Consider the following 17217-nt stretch of genomic DNA (forward strand, 5'->3'; position numbering starts at 1 on the left):
AAACCTTTTGACCAACCTGGATGAAGAGCAGTTATTGGCATTTGTCGATAAAATGCCGGCCTTTCGCAGTAGCGTGCAACGTCTGCTACGCTTGGCGGCCGATCTGAATGCCGATAGCCGGGAGATCGTCCAGGTGATAGAAACCGACCCGCTGATGACGGTCAAGGTTTTGAAAGTGATCAATTCGCCGTTCTACGGTCTGGCGCAAAAAATCAGCTCCGTGCAGCGGGCCGTGGTGCATCTGGGCATCAACACCATCAAAAATCTGGCTTTGTCGGTGGCCGCCATCGGCGTGTTGCCCCGGCAAAACCAGGCCGGCTTCGATACCCACGCCTTCCTGTTGCATTCACTGACCAGCGCCGCGCTCTGCAAACTTTTGGCCGATCGCCTGAAAGTTCCGCCCATGCAGGGCAGCGATTATTTCGTGGCCGGTTTGTTGCACGACTTCGGCAAGATCGTGTTCGCGGAATTCGTGCCCGCCACCTATAAACAGGTTTTGCTGACCGCCCGCGCGCAAAACCTGAACCTGTTTCAGGTAGAACTGGACATGCTGGGCACCGACCACAGCCAAGCCGGCAAACTGTTGGCGCAACATTGGGGGCTGGCCGACGATTTGATCGAAGCCATCGACCACCACCACGGCGACCACAGGCACACTCAGCTGGGCGACTGCCTGTGCGCCGCCAATCAGATCAGCAAAAAACTGCAATTCGGTTTTGCCGGCAACCCGGTAATCGATGAGCTGCCGCCCGGCACCGAGGAAGTTTTCGGCATGAACCTGGCCGCTTTGATGGCGGACATGGGAGATTTGTCCGCCATCAAAACCGAAGCACTGGCGTTTATCGATTAGGCGGACCGGCGATGAAATTTAAATTTTGGGGCGTCAGAGGTTCCATTCCCACTCCCGGTCCCGGCACGGTCAAATACGGCGGCAACACCACCTGCATAGAAGTCAAAAACGCCGGTAACGATTTGTTGATACTGGATGCCGGTACCGGCATCTTCGCGCTGGCGCAAACGCTAGCGGCACAATCGCCCATCGTCGCGCATATCTTGATTACCCACACCCATTGGGACCATATCCAGGGCCTGCCGTTTTTTCTGCCGCTGCTGTCGGCGCGGAATCAAATCCACCTCTACGGCGGCATGGACCCGGTCACCCAACAAGGTATCGAAAGAGCCTTAAGCGCCCAGCTGCAATACAGCTACTTTCCCATTATCCAATCGCAGCTGAAAGCCCAACTGCACTACCACACTCTGAAACCGGGCGAACCGATACAAATCGGCAGCACCACCATCGTGCCGACGGTATTGAATCACCCGGTGCTGAATTTCGGTTACCGTTTGAACGACAGCGACGGCAGCTCGCTGTTTTTTACCGGCGATTATGAAGCCCCCCACAACCCTTACGCCCCCGACGATCCGGATTACGCTTCCAACCAGCAATTTATCGAAGCCAAACTACTCGAAGTGCATGCCGCCATGCGGAACGTGGACGCACTGATAGTGGACTCATCCTATACCGATGCCGAGTACCTTAAAAAAGTCGGCTGGGGCCACGGCACCTATGGCGCGGCCTTGCAATTGGCCCGGCAAACGGGGGCGAAAAAACTGTTTTTGACCCACCACGAACCCACCCGCGACGACCGGGAACTGGAAGCAATCTTTCGCGAGGAAGTTACCAAGGCCGGCCCGACGGAGTTCGAGATCGTGCTGGCCAGGGAAGGCATAGAGCATGTACTGTAGCGGCATCCGGCCTGTTTGTCCGACACGCGGCTGGACCGGGCCCTGGCTAGCGGCATGGCTGTCTTTAAAATCGTACACCCGCCAGAAACTGAAACAGCAGTCGGTTGCCCTGAATCACCGTATCGTCATAGATGGAACTGCTGACATAACGCTTATCCAGCAGATTCTCGACCTTAAGCCGAAGATCCAGTTTGTCGATTTGATAATGGGCTGACAGATCGGTGCGCAGATAACCCGGCACCTTGAAGCTGTTGGCATCGTCGCCAAACCGGCGACCGACATAGACCAAGCCCCCGCCTAAACGCAGCTTGCCGGGTAACGCCAATGGTGCTTCATACATGGCCCATGCACTGCCGCTATATTTGGGCGTACTTCCGAAGCCATTACCTTTTAGATCTATACCGCCACCAAATTTAGCTCCAATCCAACTGTAATTCGCCAATAGCTGCAGTCGTTGCGTAATTCGGCAGATACTGTCGAATTCGAAGCCATGGCTGTGAATTTTACCAATGGCGACTGCAATCGGGGTCGGCGGGGGCGCGCCCCGGTAAATTGCTTTATTGCTCGTGAATGTCCCGGTAATAACCGCTGACGCTAGTCGGCGTAACGAAGGTATGAAACCCCAGCAGCAGGTCATCGCGCTCGACGTGAAAATAATGGCCGGCAAAATGCAGCGACCAATGTTTAGACACTTGATGATCCAGCGCGGTGCTGAAGCGCCAGTAATGCCGATCCGAACGGGCGCGCGGGTCGACATAGGATTGATCGAAAACGACTTGATTTTGAGTGTATACCTTATCGAAGCGGTAAGGTTGGTATTGATAGCCGTATTCGAACCCGACATTCAATGCGCCGCCAGCGGCATATTGCCAAGTCAACGATGGCGCAATGGTCGCCCTATCGTTAGCCGTACAACACCGAGGAATGGCCCGTCAGAATTTCCATCCGCTCGATCAAAGCCATGTCGCGCACCTGAAAGCGCTGGTTATCCAGCACGCCGTCCAGATAAGCGCCGCCCGCAGTGGTAAAACCGCGTATGCGCAAATCGGTATTGAAGCCGGAATCCGCCGAACTGGCTTGCACACCGCTGACGAACGGGGCGAGGTCTTCCAGCCGATAAGCCAAACTGTCCCGCAACAACACCTGATTGACCACACCGACCGAGCACGGGGTTGACAGCAAGCCGGCGGGCTTACGTGCCGCACCGGTCGCGCCTTGGCTGTAATGCTCCTCATCGGCGGATTCGGCAACGACGACCTCCGCCAGGGTATGCGCGATGGGATCGGCCGATACCTGATTGGCGGCCAGCAGGCCGAACAGACATAAAAGGTGATGTATCATCTATATCGACACCACCCGCACCAGACAGGACAAACCTTCGGTTTCCGGAAAACAAATGTCGCCCCGTTCATCTGTCATTTTCCAGTAAGAAATGATGCTGCAAGGGTAGGAAGGCGCCTTAAATTGGACGCTGAGTAATACGCTGTCGCCGGGCAGGGTTTCGGGGATTTCGATACAGGTTTGTAAGGGCCGCAACCGGCGTTCGGAATCCGGCGGCACTATGCCGGCGAGGATATTGGGGCTTTCGGCGCTCTGGTCCACACAGCGCAGCTTGCGATTTTGCCAGGTCACATGGCCTATATTCTGGATTTCCCAGGTTTTGCAAAAAATCTGGTCGGTGGTAACCGTCGTATGATCCGGCACGGTTTCCGCAACGAAACCGCTGGCATCGAATTGATATTTCGCCCCGGTGGCCGAAAACTTCGGCAGATCCAATTGGTGCAGCAAATGCCGAAATAAAACCACCGAATGTACCTGCAGGGCGCCCGCCAATGCTCGGATATTGGGGATATCCGGATGGACTCGGACAGCTTGCAACCGAGCCGCAATATATTCATGCCGGCGATTTTGATAACGGCCAGGCTTTCGTACGCAACGACCAGGGTTTGGCCGGCATCATTGACCGGCATTGCCAATATGTCATCGCGCCGCAATGGCGGGATATCGCCCCCTTCGAAGACCGGTTTTGGCTGGTAGAAAATCAACGGGGCGAAATCGGAGTGTTGGATGATTCGGCTCAAGTCTTGGTCGAATTCAGAACGAAAGTGACGGAGCTGCAACCCGGCCATCAACTCTGGCTGAGCCGGCGGATAGAGCAAACGCAACTGGCGGAGTTGAAGGAAGCCGTCAACCGTAATCTGGCCCGGCGGTGGTCCTTGTTACTGCGGGGCCAAACCCAACTTGGCATCATGCGGGGCAAACTGCAAAACGGCGAGTGCGGCAAGGCATTGGTGCGAGCCGGCCAATGGGGACAGCCCGTTCGCTTGCTGCTTGATATTCCGGAGAGAGGTCTCAACAAAGGCGCCGGCGGCCGTATCGGTTGGGACTATCCGAATACGGAGGCAAACTACGATTTATCGGTGGAATGCCCGGTCAGCGGGCTTGCGGCGGACAGACGGTATGACCTGGGGATTGCCTGGGAACATCTGGATCTGCCGGCGCCTTGGCGCCAATAGCTCCCAAGCGAGCATCACAGACAATTTAACGCACCGACAGTTTGGTGGCTGCGCCTGTTCCGCCTGTCAATTCCCGGAGTTTTGAGCGGTTGGCTCGGGCGAAAATTGAAACCATTCGTCCAGCATTTGATGAACGTCGTCTATGCCGATTTTATGCAAGGCGGAAAACAACTGTAAGGATACGGTAATGCTGCTGCGGCTCAATTCCCGCTGCACGGCCAGCAGGGTGTTTTTGGCGGCGCCGAATTTCAATTTGTCGGCTTTGGTCAGCAGGATATGTAAAGGCTGGCCGGTATGCTCGCACCACTCCACCATTTGCCAGTCGAATTCAGTCATCGGATGGCGAATGTCCATTACCAGCACGATGCCGCACAAGGCTTTACGGTTTTTCAGGTAGTTTTCCATCATTTTCTGCCAATCGCGCTTAACCGCCACCGGCACCTTGGCGTAGCCGTAGCCGGGCAAGTCGACCAGCTTGCGCTGCGGGTCTATTTCGAAAAAATTCAACAACTGGGTGCGGCCGGGCGTTTTGCTGACCCTGGCCAGGGCATTTTGCTGTACCAAGGTATTGATGGCGCTGGACTTGCCGGCGTTGGAGCGGCCGGCAAAAGCGATCTCCATGCCTTGGTCGGGTGGCGCATCCTGCAAGCGGGGCGCGCTGTTGATGAATTTGGCCTGATGGTAGATTGGATTCATCGCTGTCTCGCTTAAGGGTTATAAATCGGTTAGAATCCGGCCATTATAGCGTCCGGCGGTGTATTTAAGGCTGCCTGTCGTCGATTAACCTTCCTGAACAGGGGCCAATAATGATAAAAAAACTGCTGACTGTTTCCATTGCCTTGGCGCTTGCCACCAGCACCGGTTTTGTTTTTGCGCAGGGAAATACCGGCGCGGGTAAGGAAAAGGCCGCGTCTTGCGCGGGTTGCCACGGCGAAGACGGTAACAGCACAATGCCTGGCTTTCCGAAATTGGCCGGCCAACACCAGGGCTATCTGGTCAAGCAATTAAAGGCTTTCAAGAGCGGCGAACGCATTTCGCCGATGATGGCTCCGCTGGCAATGGGGCTGGATGAAAAAAGCATGGAAGATATTGCCGCTTATTACGCCGGGCAAAAAGTCTCCCGCAACCCCGCGCCCGCTTTACCGGCCGACGACGAAGACGATGACAAACCGGCCAAAACCGACGAGGAAAAGAAAGCCGAACTGGCCAGCTTGATCGAGCAGGGCAGTGACTTATACCGCAACGGCAATATCAGCCGCGAAGTCTCCGCTTGCGTGGCCTGCCACGGCCCCTACGCGGAAGGCAACAAACCGGCGGCCTATCCGGCCCTGCATTCGCAGCATGCCGATTACTTGATCAAAACCCTGACCGACTTTAAAAACGGCGCCCGCAGCAATAACCGCGAAAACGTCATGCATATGATCGGCAAAAAAATGACCGATGAAGACATCAAGGCCGTAGCCTACTACATCTCAACCATGAAATAACCGGCCACGGTTACCCGCTCCGGCGGACTACCCGCCGGAATCCAATGAATCCCCATCCCGCATGGGGATTGCCAGAATTCCTTAGTTCATGCCGCAATCGACCTTTCCTATTCTGCTGCGCTTTTTAGGTTCGATGAACCTGGCGATTACCTTGTTGGTGGCGATTGCCGTGGCGGCGGTGATAGGCACGGTGGTGCAACAGAACCAGCCCTATCCCGACTATGTGTTGAAATTTGGCCCGTTCTGGTTTGAAGTTTTCAAAAGCCTGGATTTGTACAATGTGTACTCGTCCGCCTGGTTTCTGAGCATACTGGGCTTTTTGGTATTGTCCACCAGCGTCTGCGTTTACCGTAACCTGCCGCATGTGCTGCGCGACCTGAACGACTACCGCGAACACAGCCAACGCAGCGCCTTGTCAAGGCTGCCGCACCAGCACACTTTTGCAAACGAACTGGACACTCAAGCCAATTTGGCCCGCATCGCCGCGCTATTGCAGCGGCACCATTACCGCTTCAGGCATAACGACGCTCAAACCGGCCTGCTGATTGCCGCCAAAAAGGGTAGCGGCGGCCGCCTGGGCTATATCTTCAGTCATGTGGCCATCATCGTCATCTGCGTCGGCGGCCTGATGGACGGCAACCTGCCGCTGAAGATTGCCGAATGGCGCGGCGAAATCGCGGTGGAAACCCGGCGAATTCCGGCCGGAGAGATTCCTCCCATCAGCACATTGTCCGCGGAAAATAGTTCATTCCGGGCCAATATCGATATCGCCGAAGGCGGACAATCCAATCTGGCCTTCATCGATTACAAAGACGGTTATTTGTTGCAAAAACTGCCGTTTACCCTGCAAGTCGACGATTTTCGCATCGAACATTATCCCAGCGGCCAACCCAAGTCCTTCGAAAGCGATTTGACCGTCATAGCCCCCAGCCTGCCGCGACCCTTGAAACAGACTATTTCGGTTAATCATCCCTTAACCTTCAAGGGCTACACTATCTATCAAAACAGCTTCGGCGACGGCGGCTCCAAGCTGCATTTGCGGACTTGGCCCCTATACAGCGCCGCCAATCCCGGCCGGCTGACCGCAACCGTGAAACAATTTACCCAGCTCGACGACCACCAACTGGAGATTTCCGATTTCAGGCCATTCAATGTCAATCCCGATCCCAGCGGCGAAAAGAAATTCATCAATCTCGGCCCCAGCTTTCAATACAAGTTGCGCCAAGCCGACGGCACGGCCAACGAATATCTAACCTATATGCAGCCTATCGAACAGGAAGGCCGCTGGTTTTATCTGAGCGGTATGCGCGGAAAGGTCTCCGAACAGTTCAATTACTGGTTTTTGCCGGCCGACCGCGAAAAGCGCCCGGCCCGTTTCATGGCGTTTTACCACAGCCTGCGCAACCCGGAAATCTTGCATGCCATCGCCATGCAAACCGCCGCTTCCAGCGATAGCGGCAAGCAATCCTCTAATGATGACAGACAGAAGGTTGCCCGATTCATGCAGTCGCTGGCCGAGCAGTTTATCGAGGGCGGCCAGGAGAAAATTACCGCCATGCTGGAACAAAGCGTGGCGCCTGAAAAACGCCCGGAAGCCTCCGCGGTCTACAGCGCGGTCTACAGCGCGGTCCTGCAACGCTTGCTGAAAAACGTTTATTTGCAGGTGCTGCGCCAAGAACGTATCGATGTAAACCAGCCCATGTCCGACTTTGACAGCCAGTTTCTGCTGGATGCGCTGGCCGCGGTTAATCTGGCGCATGTTTACGCCGCGCCGGTATTTTTGGAATTGGAAAGCTTCCAACACATCGAGGCCACCGGGTTGCAAATCACCCGTTCGCCCGGTCAATGGCTGGTATTTCCAGGTTGTCTGTTGTTGGTGCTGGGGGTGTTTTGCATGTTCTATCTGCCGCAACGGCGTCTGTGGATACTGCTGGAAAATACCGCTAGCGGGTCGGTACTGCTGCTGGCCGGCAGCGCTCAGCGCAACCGCTACGACTTTGACAGGGAGTTTGAACTTATCAAACAACAACTGACCCAACCCACCACTTCTGTTCTGTAAAACCGCCATGGACAACACTTTACCCCAGCCCTTCCCACAGCCCTCCTACCTTCAAGCCAGAAGCGCCTACGACTGGCTCTGGGCCGCGCTGGTATTGATGGGCGCGGGCCATGCGTTTTCGCAATATCAGGCCTTGATGGATGCTTATGAAGTCGGCATCCTACTGGTCAGCGCGCTCTTTTTGATTTGGCTGGGCTGGAGCTGGCCCGTATTGAAAAACTTTAGCCTCTGCGTGGCCAGCTTCAGCTTGTGGGCGATTTCGGTTTACGGCGGCGATTTGAGCCGGGCGGAAAACGCATTTATATTGAAATATCTGTTTTCCAGCCAGTCGGCCATCATGTGGATGAGTGCCTTGTATGTGATGGCGACCTTGGCCTATTTCGGTTTTTTGTTGTCGGGGCGCGAATTTATCGGCAATGTGGCTTCGGCGTTGACCTGGAGCGCCACCGCCATGGGCCTGACCGGATTGATGGTTAGATGGCGCGAATCCTATCTGCTGGGTGCCGACATCGGCCACATTCCGGTCAGCAACCTGTACGAGGTGTTCATCCTGTTTGCCATTATCACGGCCCTGCTCTATCTGCATTACGAACAACACTACCAAACCCGCAGCCTGGGCGCGTTTGTGCTACTGGTGATCAGCGCGGCGGTCGGTTTCTTACTCTGGTACACCTTCGACCGGCACGCGGACGGCATTCAACCCTTGGTGCCGGCCTTGAACAGTTATTGGATGAAAATCCATGTGCCGGCCAATTTCGTCGGCTACGGGGCCTTTTCCCTGGCGGCCATGATAGGCTTGGTATTTGTATTGAAAAGCCGGGCGCATCAAGGCCTGTTACTGGCAAGATTGCCGGATTTGGCCTTGCTGGACGATTTGATTTATAAAGCCATTGCCCTGGGCTTTGCTTTTTTCACGCTGGCAACCATTCTCGGCGCCTTATGGGCAGCGGAAGCCTGGGGCGGTTATTGGTCCTGGGACCCCAAGGAAACCTGGGCGCTGATCGTCTGGCTGAATTATGCCGCCTGGCTGCACATGCGGCTGACCAAGGGCTGGAGCGGCAAACCCATGGCCTGGTGGGCGATAATCGGCTTTTTCGTCACCCTGTTTGCGTTTCTGGGCGTGAATATGTTTTTATCTGGTTTACATTCCTACGGAGAACTTTGATGTTAAAAAAAATCGCATTTTTGGCACTGTTTTGCCTGGCCGGCCTGGTTCGCGCGGAAGGCGGCTACGAAACCTTGTCGCCCGCGCAGCCGGTGCAAAATCCGGACAAAGTCGAAGTCATCGAATTTTTCTGGTATGGCTGCCCGCATTGTTACAGCCTGGAGCCCTCCATGGTGGAGTGGTTGAAAACCAAGCCCGCCAATGTGGAGTTCATTCGACAACCCGCCGTTTTCAGCGATTTATGGGGCAAGCACGCCAAGGCTTTTTTTACCGCCGAGGCCTTGGGGGTAACCGAGAAAGTGCATGCCGATTTCTTCGACGCCATCCAAAACAAAAAACAAAAATTGACCTCGGAAGACGATCTGGCCAAGTTCTTTGCCGCCCACGGGATCAAGGATGAGGATTTCCGCGCTGCTTACAATTCATTCATGGTAGACGCCAAAATGCGCCAGGCCGAAACCATGGGCGCCCGCTACGGCATCAGCGGCGTACCAGCCATCGTCGTCAACGGCAAGTACCGGGTGACGGCAAGCACGGCCAAATCGCAAGACAACATGATTGCCGTTACCAACCAGCTGATTCAACGGGAATCGACCGCCAAATAACTCCGAGGGCTTTATTTACCCCTGTTGCCGGCAATTATTTATTGCCGGCAATTCGGCACCGGTAGAGTATAATCTCTGCTTAATTGCCGATTATTCCGAGGTAATAAGCCTGCATGAGCTTTTTCAAAACGAGGGACGATTCGCCGGCCAAGTGGAAGGAAAAATACTTCGACCTGCTGGACAGTCAGGAAAAATCCGAGCAAGAGCATAAAACCAGTCAGGATTTACTGTGTAAAACGATTATCCGTTTTGCGCTGGCCGCCAAGGGCTATAATACGACTCTCGATCCGCATCTGGATCGCATTCGCGAACTGTTGAAAACCGGCGTTAAAATCCAACTGCTGCGTAGCGAGCTTGAAGAGTTTTCCAATGCCCTGCTGAGCATGGAAGATTATTCAAATCGCGAACGTGCCGATGCCACGCTGTTATTCGACTTTTTGACCGCTCATTTTCCGGACCGCTCAAGGGATCTGGAAAACCTTCGCCAACGTTACGCCGCGGGCGATTATTCATCACCGCAACTTCTATTCTCTTCACTCTCCAATATCCTGGCGGACAATCCATCGGAAACGGGCGATTTTGCCGGAGAACTGGCGCTGGCCGACACCCAGGCGATTGGTCGGCATCTGCTGGAATTGCTGGAGGGCGCCGATCTGCCCGGGGAGTTTCTGGACGACGGCAACAAGCTAAAAAACCGCTTGCAAAGCGGTCAACCGCTCGGCCCGATATTCGGCGACGCGGTCAATTTGCTAATGTCCATTAAAGACCATCTACGGCTCGAACAACAGGACATGGCCGATTTTCTATCGGCCTTGACCGAGGAGTTGGCCGGACTTGGCTTGCTGGCGACGGGCGTAAATATCGCCGCCGAGGACGCGGAAAAAAAACGTCACGATATTGATCGGGATCTGGCGTCTCAGATGGCCGATTTACAGAGAAAATCCGCCACCGCCACCCAGCTGGAGCCCTTGAAGCAGCTGGTCGGACTTCGGCTGCAAAGCATCAACCAGCAACTGCAGAGCTACGCCATGCAGGAACAAGTGGAAAGAGATAAAACCCAACGGGAGCTCAGGAATCTGTTACAGAAAATCAGGGACATGGAAGCGGAAACCAGCGAACTGCAATCCCGGCTGGACGCGGCGCAAAATCGGGCGATGCGAGATCCCCTCACCAACTTGCCCAACCGGCTGGCATTCGAAGAGCGCCTGACCGATGAAATAGCTCGCGCCAACCGCTACGGCGGCGCCTTGACACTGGCGGTCTGGGACATCGACCTTTTTAAAAACATCAACGATACTTACGGACACAAATCCGGCGACAAAGCCTTAATGGTGATTGCTAGATTGCTGTCCGGTCATTGCCGCGAGGCCGATTTCGTGGCGCGTTTCGGCGGCGAGGAGTTTGTAATGCTGCTGCCGGAAACCACGCTGACATCCGGATTGAAAATGACGGACGACTTGCGGAAAAACATTGGAAAGAGTAGCTTTCGCGCCAATGGAGACAAGATATCGATTACCCTCTCGTGCGGTTTGACTCAATATAAACAGGGAGACAACAATGAATCCATATTCATACGCGCCGACGGCGCCCTGTACCAAGCAAAACAGAATGGCCGCAATCAATGCGTAGCCGCCTGAACCGAGCATGAGCGCCATCCCGCCAGCCGCCGACCAGGAAAAGCTGCTTTATAAGCTGGTCATCCAGTTTTTGATTTTCAGTCAAGGTAGCCATAAATTATTGGAACCTCATCTGATCCAGATCGGCAAGCGCCTGAAGTCCGGAGCAAGCCTGCATGAGTTGACGCCGGAGCTGTTGGCCATTTCCAAAACCCTATTGCATATTTCCAAACAAACCGAACCGAGTAAGAAGGAAAACGGTTCCACGCAACAACCCGCCTATTTATTGCAACGACTCGATGAGTTGCTGGACAGCAGCGACGTACCGCTGCGCTTTCAACAACAAAAAGCCGCCTTGAGGCAGCGTATCAAGGCCAACGCCGACGACAGCACATTCAATAAAGTCATCGATTCGGCTGTTGCCTTGTTGGTGGACATCAAGGATTATGCAGTTTCCGAGCAAAAAGACATTGGGGGGTTTTTAAGCCAACTGACCACGCAACTGGGCGAAATCGAACAACATGTGGAACTTGTCGGGCAATCCAGCCAATTGTCTTACGACCAACGCCAGCATCTCGATCTGGAGATCAACCAACAACTGGACGACATTAAGGGCTGCGCCAACGAGGCGGAAGAGTTAACGGCCCTGAAAACCATTACTAGCGATCATCTCGACCGCTTGATGATGCAACTGATGGAACACAAACAACTGGAAAGCGAAAGACAGTTGCACGCTCAGCAACAATTGACCTTGATGGCGGAAAAGTTGCAAGCTCTGGAAACGGAAACCGAAGCCCTGCGCACCAAGCTAAAAATCGAACATGACCGAGCCTTGTGCGACACCCTGACGGGCTTGCCCAACAGGCTGGCCTATAAAGACAGGGTGGATATGGAGGCCAATCGCTGGCGGCGCTACCGCGCCCCCTTATCCTTATTGATTTGGGATATCGATTATTTCAAGCCCATCAATGACAACTACGGCCACAAAGCCGGCGATAAAACGCTGAGCCTGGTTGGCCAGCTGTTGCTGAACAATTGCCGCTCCACCGATTTTGTTGCCCGCTATGGCGGCGAGGAATTTGTGATGCTGATGCCCAATACCCAGGCAATCCAGGCTTATGCGATGGCGGAAAAGGTCAGGGATATGATCGAACACTGCGGGTTCAACTACAACGGCGAGAAGATCGATTTAACCATTAGTTGCGGAATCAGCGAATTTACCGATGGAGACCAGCACGACGACGTATTCATACGCGCGGACCAAGCGCTGTATCAAGCCAAACAGGCCGGACGGAACCGTTGCATGATCTATCAAAACGAGCTCGACTCACCCAACAATTAATTCGGTTTGGGTAATCTGCTCAAGACGGTCTGGCGCGAGGGGCATCCGGTGCCATGATTGGCGGTTAACAAAAGCTCAAAATCAGCGCCCCGCAAACGCAAGCACATTGCCCCAACGCTCATGCTGTGGAGCCGATAGGCAAGCATCGAAAACGGCAATTGCCTCATCGCAACTGATAACTTCCTGTCGACTTTCCAAAATGAACTTGGCCAAACTGCTGATGCAGACCCAATGCAGCGCATCGTCAATAAACCGGTAGGCCTGTTTAAGCAATTCCGCCAGTTTTTTGTCCCGCAAGGTTTTGGATGTAATGAAATAATCCAGATAATATTGCGCTCTCTCCAGATCGCTATGGCCGCCGTAATGCCTTAACGCTTCCAGAGTCATCAGTTCCAGATTAAAGATTTCACCATCGCCAATGGCGACGTACTTGGCTTCAGCCAAGGGCCCGACCAACAAATTGACCACATCGGCTTCGTACGCGCGCTGACAGCTATGCTGACCGCAATTGGTCATCGCGGAAAAACTTTCAATCACGGCAATCGGTAAATTTTGAATCAGATTGCCATCGACCACTTTGGCAAAAAATTCGCGTTGGCTGGAATCCGGTCTTTTGATTTGAATTTCGAAAAACACCGGAGGCAGTTGCTTTTGCCGGTTTCGAATGTGAATGGCGGCGGCATGACCCGCTTCGTGAAAGGCAGTACGGCAATTAAGCTCGTCCGTATTCAGAAATGCGGCGGCAGCTACTTTGTAGTTTCTTTCCATAAACAGCCTCGTCCAAAAAAGATGCGGCATTAAGCCGCATTGAGGAAGGATATTAAAACTCTTTCCCTTAGGAGAGGGAGCGCATACAAGAGTTGCATACAGTTTAATAAACAAGCGGCGCTTTGAAAATGTGACAAATTGCCGCGCATAAATCGGGCCATCGCCGCAATGGCGACATGGCGACATGGGTTGGAGCCCTGCCGACCCGGCACAAACTCACTCTTCGACCCTGGGTCGTGCCTTAGCCCAGAAAGGTAGGGCCAGAGTCAATAAGCACGCTAACCAGATTAACAGTTGTTGGTTGTAGAGCGCATAGCTCAAGGCGACGGGCAAACCTTCCGACAAGCCGGGGTGGGCCTGAATGAAGTCCCGGCCATCCAAAAAGGCTTTGGTTTCGCCGAATACCATCGCTATTGCGGCAAAACTCAAGCCGTAGGCAATCAGACGGTCATGGCGCCCCCCTATGTTCCAACCGCACAATTGATCAAAACCCAGGTCACAGCCTTTTATGTTGCCGCTGGCTAGCCACTGACAAGCCACAAGGCCGACAATACCGAGGACGGGAAGGGCAAACTGTTCGATCGGAAAACTCAGATAGCGCCCGGCAACCGCCAAACCGTAAGTTTTGTATAGCGCCAACAAAATGAAAAACAAATAAGCATTTTTAAGCTTAAACGCCAACGCGCCCGCGCCCGGCCGCCGATTCAAAATATCCAGGTAGCGCTGAATCAAAAACACCAGTAATACCACGTTCGCAAACAACATAAAAACCGTGTAAGCACGCTGCAAGCTACTGTAACTGGTATACCAAAGAAAATGCGCCAAGGTGACCAGACAGATACTAAAAAGCTGGGTAAACAGCAACAGTACCAGCAGACTTGGCAGTGACCTGAATTGAATTTTTTTGAAACAAGCCGCAATGATGGTCAGCCATATTAAAACCGCGAACGCAAAATGTGTTAGCCAATCCGGATTTTCAGCTACCGGGCCGGTCAACGGAAAAACCGGTTTTCTGTCGGCCGAAAACAGCCCCCAATTGGCGCCGACCACGCCTTCCAGATTGCTTTTCCAAGGCTGGTTAAACGCTTCCACGATGTTGTAATCGAAACCGTGCCGGGTGGCGACTTGTATCATGCCTCGGATAAACCTGGCTTCATTGACGACACCCGGAACCGCCAAGCCGCGCTGCCGACCCGCGCTGGGCCAACCGGATTCGCCGATTAAAATGGGTTTTCCCGGCGCAATGCCTCGCGCCTCGTCTTCGACCTGTTTGACGATTTTTTCCAGATGTTCCGAAGCTCGCTCCACCGAAACCGGCTCGTCTTCCCAATACGGCAAAATATGGATAGTGATGAAGTCGACTTCCTTGATCAATTGGGGATGCTTCATGTACATCGACCAAACATCGGCATAGGAAACCGGTTGCTTAACGACCCGTTTGACTTCCCGGATATAGCCGATCAGCCGATCGACATCCATATCGCCGCGCAACAATACCTCATTACCCACTATCACCCGCTTGACCACATCGGGATTGGCATTGGCTGATTTGATCAAGGCATCCACTTCCTTTTTATTATCCAGGTAACCATAACCCAACCAACCTCCCTGGATTACCGCCAGCCCATGCTTGCGCGCCAATTCCGGCACGTTTTCCATGCCCCCGCCCACACTGGAATAGGTACGCACACTCAGGGTTTTATCCGCCAGTAAACTTAAATCCTCATCTACATGTTCCTTGGGCGGAAAAATCTCCTCCAGGGGACTAAAGCCTTCCCGGAAAGGCGCAAACGATAAGCTCATCAATTTGCCGGCCGGCACATCGACTCCGGCGTCCCGTGGCTGATTGACAAACCAGGCAACGCTGGCGTGAACTAAAAGCACCGCGAAGGTACAAAGCAATAATCGGGCTGATGACATAAATGAAGATATGGTTTGGTTGGCGTTCGGACAGCGTTAATGACTCGCAAAGCCGATTATATCGATTTTCCGCAACGGCCGGGTTTTACCCGGTCCCGACCGCCGGACGAACCGCATTTTTTCGAAATAATTTCTGTACTTTACCCATGGGTTCTGGTTACAGTATTGGGCTATCCACATATCGGAACCCTGTTCCGTTACCAATAGACTCATCGTCAATTTTATGAGGCTTTCCATGCATAAAAAAGTTCTTCCCTTGTTGTGCGGCGCCATACTGCTGCCGTTTTCACCATTGGTCACGGCGGAAACCAACAAATTGCCCGCTTCCAGCAATGTCACAATGGGTAGCGCGGAAGAATTGTGCTCCGACTTCACCGACCCCAAATGGCGCGAAGCGCAAGTCATCGATGGCGTGGAGATTCAGGAGTCGAAAATGTGCAACCCCGACAATCCGGCCGATATTGCCGCGTTTGTCAAAGGCACCAACAATATTTCCATGGATACGCTGATGAAAACTCAGCTCGCCGCCGACGCCATCACCGTAGGCAACGACATGGATGGCGACGGCGATCCCGATCACTACATCATCAAATTGGAAATAGCCGAATTAAACGGCCATTCGCCCGATATGCGCGAACCGACCACTACCTTCGACATTGCGCCCGGCATTCAGCCGACTTTCTGGGTTTACGCCCCCAAAACCCGCGACATGTCGACTCTAAGTTTATATGAGCCCATCGCCAATCCTCTGTTGCGCGCGCCTTCCCCGGTTATTCGAGTCGAACAGGGCGATATCGTCTGGCTGGTATTGGAAAACAGCCACTATCTGCCGCATTCCATTCATTTACACGGGGTAGACCATCCTTATATGGATCACGGCGGCGAGGGCAACGATGGCGTGGGCCAAACCGGCCAAATGGACGTCATGCCCGGCAGCAGCAAAACCTATGTCATCAAGCCGCGCCAACCCGGCACCATGTATTATCACTGCCACGTACAGCCCCATGTACATATTCCCATGGGCTTGCAGGGAATCTTCGTGGTTGAGGAGAACCGCCCCAACAATTGGGTGCAGGTATTCAACGTCGGCGGCGGCCAAGTCAGACACCCTTCCGTGGCCGTGAAGGAGAAATACTCCGGCGAATACGATCTGCATTACCAGTCCGCCGACAAGGAATTGCATATGATGGCGCGTTCCGCCAACGATCCGCGCCTGATAGGCAAGCGGCTAAATCTGGAGTATGACATCACCGACTCCAAGCCGGATTATTTCATGCTGAACGGCCGCTCCTTCCCCTACACTTTGCGGGAGTCGCTGATCGTCATGGAAGAAAACAAAAAGGTCAAAGTGCGGATCCTGAATGGCCACGAAGAGGCCTTTGCCATGCACATACACGGACACAAGCCCATGGCAACGCATTACGACGGCGTGGATAACGGGCCGTCGTCCTATATCAAGCGCGACGTGCACGGCATGGTACCGGCACAAAGGCTGGATCTGGAAATCAACGGCACCGACGATGGCTTGAACAGTTTCGGTCAAGGGGTATGGATGTTCCACGACCATGTCGAAAAATCGTTCACTACCGACGGTATCGGCGAGGGCGGAGACATCAGCCTGCTGGTTTATAAAAACTATTTGAGCGACAAGGGCATCCCGGAAGTACACGGCGTTAGCCTGGCCCCCTACTTCACCAAGGAGTTCTGGGAAGGCAAGTATCCGGTATGGCAGGATTACGACAAATGGAAAAGCCTGGGCCTGCCTGAAATCAGAGCGACCAAGGACAAAGCCTTTGTATTGGCGCCCCCTACCGCCAAGCCGGCGGACGCTTCGCCTAATCCGGCAAGCACCGTCAATAAGCCGTCGTTTATAGGCCAATTGTTTTACGGCTTTTTGCTGGGTCTGCTGGCTTACACCCTCTATATCAGACGTAAAGACATTCTGGCCCTATTTGGCAAATAATCCCGGCAGAGACCGCGCCGACCCGGGTCG

17 protein-coding genes are annotated in these 17217 nt (G+C 53.8%); 10 read left to right on the forward strand and 7 right to left on the reverse strand.

Going from position 1 to position 17217, the window contains the following annotated elements; all coding sequences use genetic code 11:
* The first annotated feature begins 7 nt into the window (after nucleotides 1-7).
* Together NP590_RS10335 and NP590_RS10340 are read left to right on the forward strand one after the other, a co-directional pair.
* Nucleotides 8-850 (forward strand): HDOD domain-containing protein, encoded by an 843-nt coding sequence (locus NP590_RS10335; protein WP_256602296.1) that lies wholly within the window; start codon nucleotides 8-10, stop codon nucleotides 848-850.
* 11 nt (nucleotides 851-861) lie between these two features.
* Complete coding sequence (locus NP590_RS10340; RefSeq protein WP_256602297.1) at nucleotides 862-1746, forward strand: MBL fold metallo-hydrolase; 885 nt, start codon at nucleotides 862-864, stop codon at nucleotides 1744-1746.
* 64 nt (nucleotides 1747-1810) lie between these two features.
* On the opposite strand, the gene NP590_RS10345 is transcribed toward NP590_RS10340, so the two are convergent.
* From NP590_RS10345 to NP590_RS10360, 4 genes are read right to left on the reverse strand one after another with little or no spacing between them, the layout of a single operon-like run.
* The gene (locus tag NP590_RS10345) at nucleotides 1811-2383 is read right to left on the reverse strand and encodes a TonB-dependent receptor domain-containing protein (RefSeq protein WP_256602298.1); all 573 of its coding nucleotides are present in this window, start codon (nucleotides 2381-2383) and stop codon (nucleotides 1811-1813) included.
* The gene (locus tag NP590_RS10350; RefSeq protein WP_256602299.1) at nucleotides 2304-2624 is read right to left on the reverse strand and encodes a hypothetical protein; all 321 of its coding nucleotides are present in this window, start codon (nucleotides 2622-2624) and stop codon (nucleotides 2304-2306) included. The genes NP590_RS10345 and NP590_RS10350 overlap by 80 nt, the downstream gene beginning before the upstream one ends.
* 25 nt (nucleotides 2625-2649) lie before the next feature.
* Nucleotides 2650-3087 carry a TonB-dependent receptor plug domain-containing protein gene (locus NP590_RS10355; protein ID WP_256602300.1) on the reverse strand — a complete coding sequence of 146 codons (438 nt, stop codon included), beginning with the start codon at nucleotides 3085-3087 and terminating at the stop codon, nucleotides 2650-2652.
* A complete protein-coding gene (locus NP590_RS10360; RefSeq protein WP_256602301.1) occupies nucleotides 3088-3552 on the reverse strand; it encodes an NBR1-Ig-like domain-containing protein in 465 nt (154 codons plus the stop codon). It lies immediately after the preceding gene.
* A gap of 26 nt (nucleotides 3553-3578) precedes the next feature.
* On the opposite strand from NP590_RS10360, the gene NP590_RS10365 reads away from it, so the two are divergent.
* Complete coding sequence (locus NP590_RS10365) at nucleotides 3579-4262, forward strand: WG repeat-containing protein (RefSeq protein ID WP_256602302.1); 684 nt, start codon at nucleotides 3579-3581, stop codon at nucleotides 4260-4262.
* 66 nt (nucleotides 4263-4328) lie between these two features.
* Here the strand turns inward: NP590_RS10365 and yihA are convergent, their stop codons facing one another.
* Nucleotides 4329-4958 (reverse strand): ribosome biogenesis GTP-binding protein YihA/YsxC, encoded by a 630-nt coding sequence (gene yihA, locus NP590_RS10370; RefSeq protein WP_256602303.1) that lies wholly within the window; start codon nucleotides 4956-4958, stop codon nucleotides 4329-4331.
* A gap of 110 nt (nucleotides 4959-5068) precedes the next feature.
* Between yihA and NP590_RS10375 the strand changes: the two genes are divergently transcribed.
* The 6 genes from NP590_RS10375 to NP590_RS10400 all read left to right on the forward strand — a co-directional run bounded on the left by NP590_RS10375 (nucleotide 5069) and on the right by NP590_RS10400 (nucleotide 12536).
* On the forward strand, nucleotides 5069-5749 hold the full coding sequence (locus NP590_RS10375) for a c-type cytochrome (protein WP_256602304.1): 681 nt from the start codon (nucleotides 5069-5071) through the stop codon (nucleotides 5747-5749).
* Nucleotides 5750-5837: 88 nt separating this feature from the next.
* Nucleotides 5838-7808: a cytochrome c biogenesis protein ResB gene (locus tag NP590_RS10380; RefSeq protein ID WP_256602305.1), complete on the forward strand. Its 1971-nt coding sequence runs from the start codon at nucleotides 5838-5840 to the stop codon at nucleotides 7806-7808.
* 7 nt (nucleotides 7809-7815) lie between these two features.
* Entirely contained in the window at nucleotides 7816-8973 is a 1158-nt protein-coding gene (gene ccsB, locus NP590_RS10385) for a c-type cytochrome biogenesis protein CcsB (protein ID WP_256602306.1), read from the forward strand.
* Nucleotides 8973-9578 carry a thiol:disulfide interchange protein DsbA/DsbL gene (locus NP590_RS10390; RefSeq protein WP_256602307.1) on the forward strand — a complete coding sequence of 202 codons (606 nt, stop codon included), beginning with the start codon at nucleotides 8973-8975 and terminating at the stop codon, nucleotides 9576-9578. The genes ccsB and NP590_RS10390 overlap by 1 nt, the downstream gene beginning before the upstream one ends.
* A 113-nt stretch (nucleotides 9579-9691) precedes the next feature.
* Nucleotides 9692-11215 (forward strand): GGDEF domain-containing protein, encoded by a 1524-nt coding sequence (locus tag NP590_RS10395; protein WP_256602308.1) that lies wholly within the window; start codon nucleotides 9692-9694, stop codon nucleotides 11213-11215.
* Between the two features lie 7 nt (nucleotides 11216-11222).
* A complete protein-coding gene (locus tag NP590_RS10400) occupies nucleotides 11223-12536 on the forward strand; it encodes a GGDEF domain-containing protein (RefSeq protein WP_256602309.1) in 1314 nt (437 codons plus the stop codon).
* Between the two features lie 81 nt (nucleotides 12537-12617).
* Here the strand turns inward: NP590_RS10400 and NP590_RS10405 are convergent, their stop codons facing one another.
* Both NP590_RS10405 and NP590_RS10410 read right to left on the reverse strand, forming a co-directional pair.
* Nucleotides 12618-13304, reverse strand: a complete 687-nt coding sequence (locus tag NP590_RS10405; RefSeq protein WP_256602310.1) for a hypothetical protein — start codon at nucleotides 13302-13304, stop codon at nucleotides 12618-12620.
* A gap of 216 nt (nucleotides 13305-13520) precedes the next feature.
* Nucleotides 13521-15224, reverse strand: coding sequence for a glycoside hydrolase family 17 protein (locus tag NP590_RS10410; RefSeq protein WP_256602311.1), 1704 nt, complete (start codon nucleotides 15222-15224; stop codon nucleotides 13521-13523).
* A gap of 235 nt (nucleotides 15225-15459) precedes the next feature.
* On the opposite strand from NP590_RS10410, the gene NP590_RS10415 reads away from it, so the two are divergent.
* Nucleotides 15460-17187, forward strand: a complete 1728-nt coding sequence (locus NP590_RS10415) for a multicopper oxidase domain-containing protein (protein ID WP_256602312.1) — start codon at nucleotides 15460-15462, stop codon at nucleotides 17185-17187.
* Nucleotides 17188-17217: the final 30 nt, after the last annotated feature.

Source organism: Methylomonas subterranea (assembly GCF_024505185.1).
GTDB lineage: Bacteria > Pseudomonadota > Gammaproteobacteria > Methylococcales > Methylomonadaceae > Methylomonas > Methylomonas subterranea.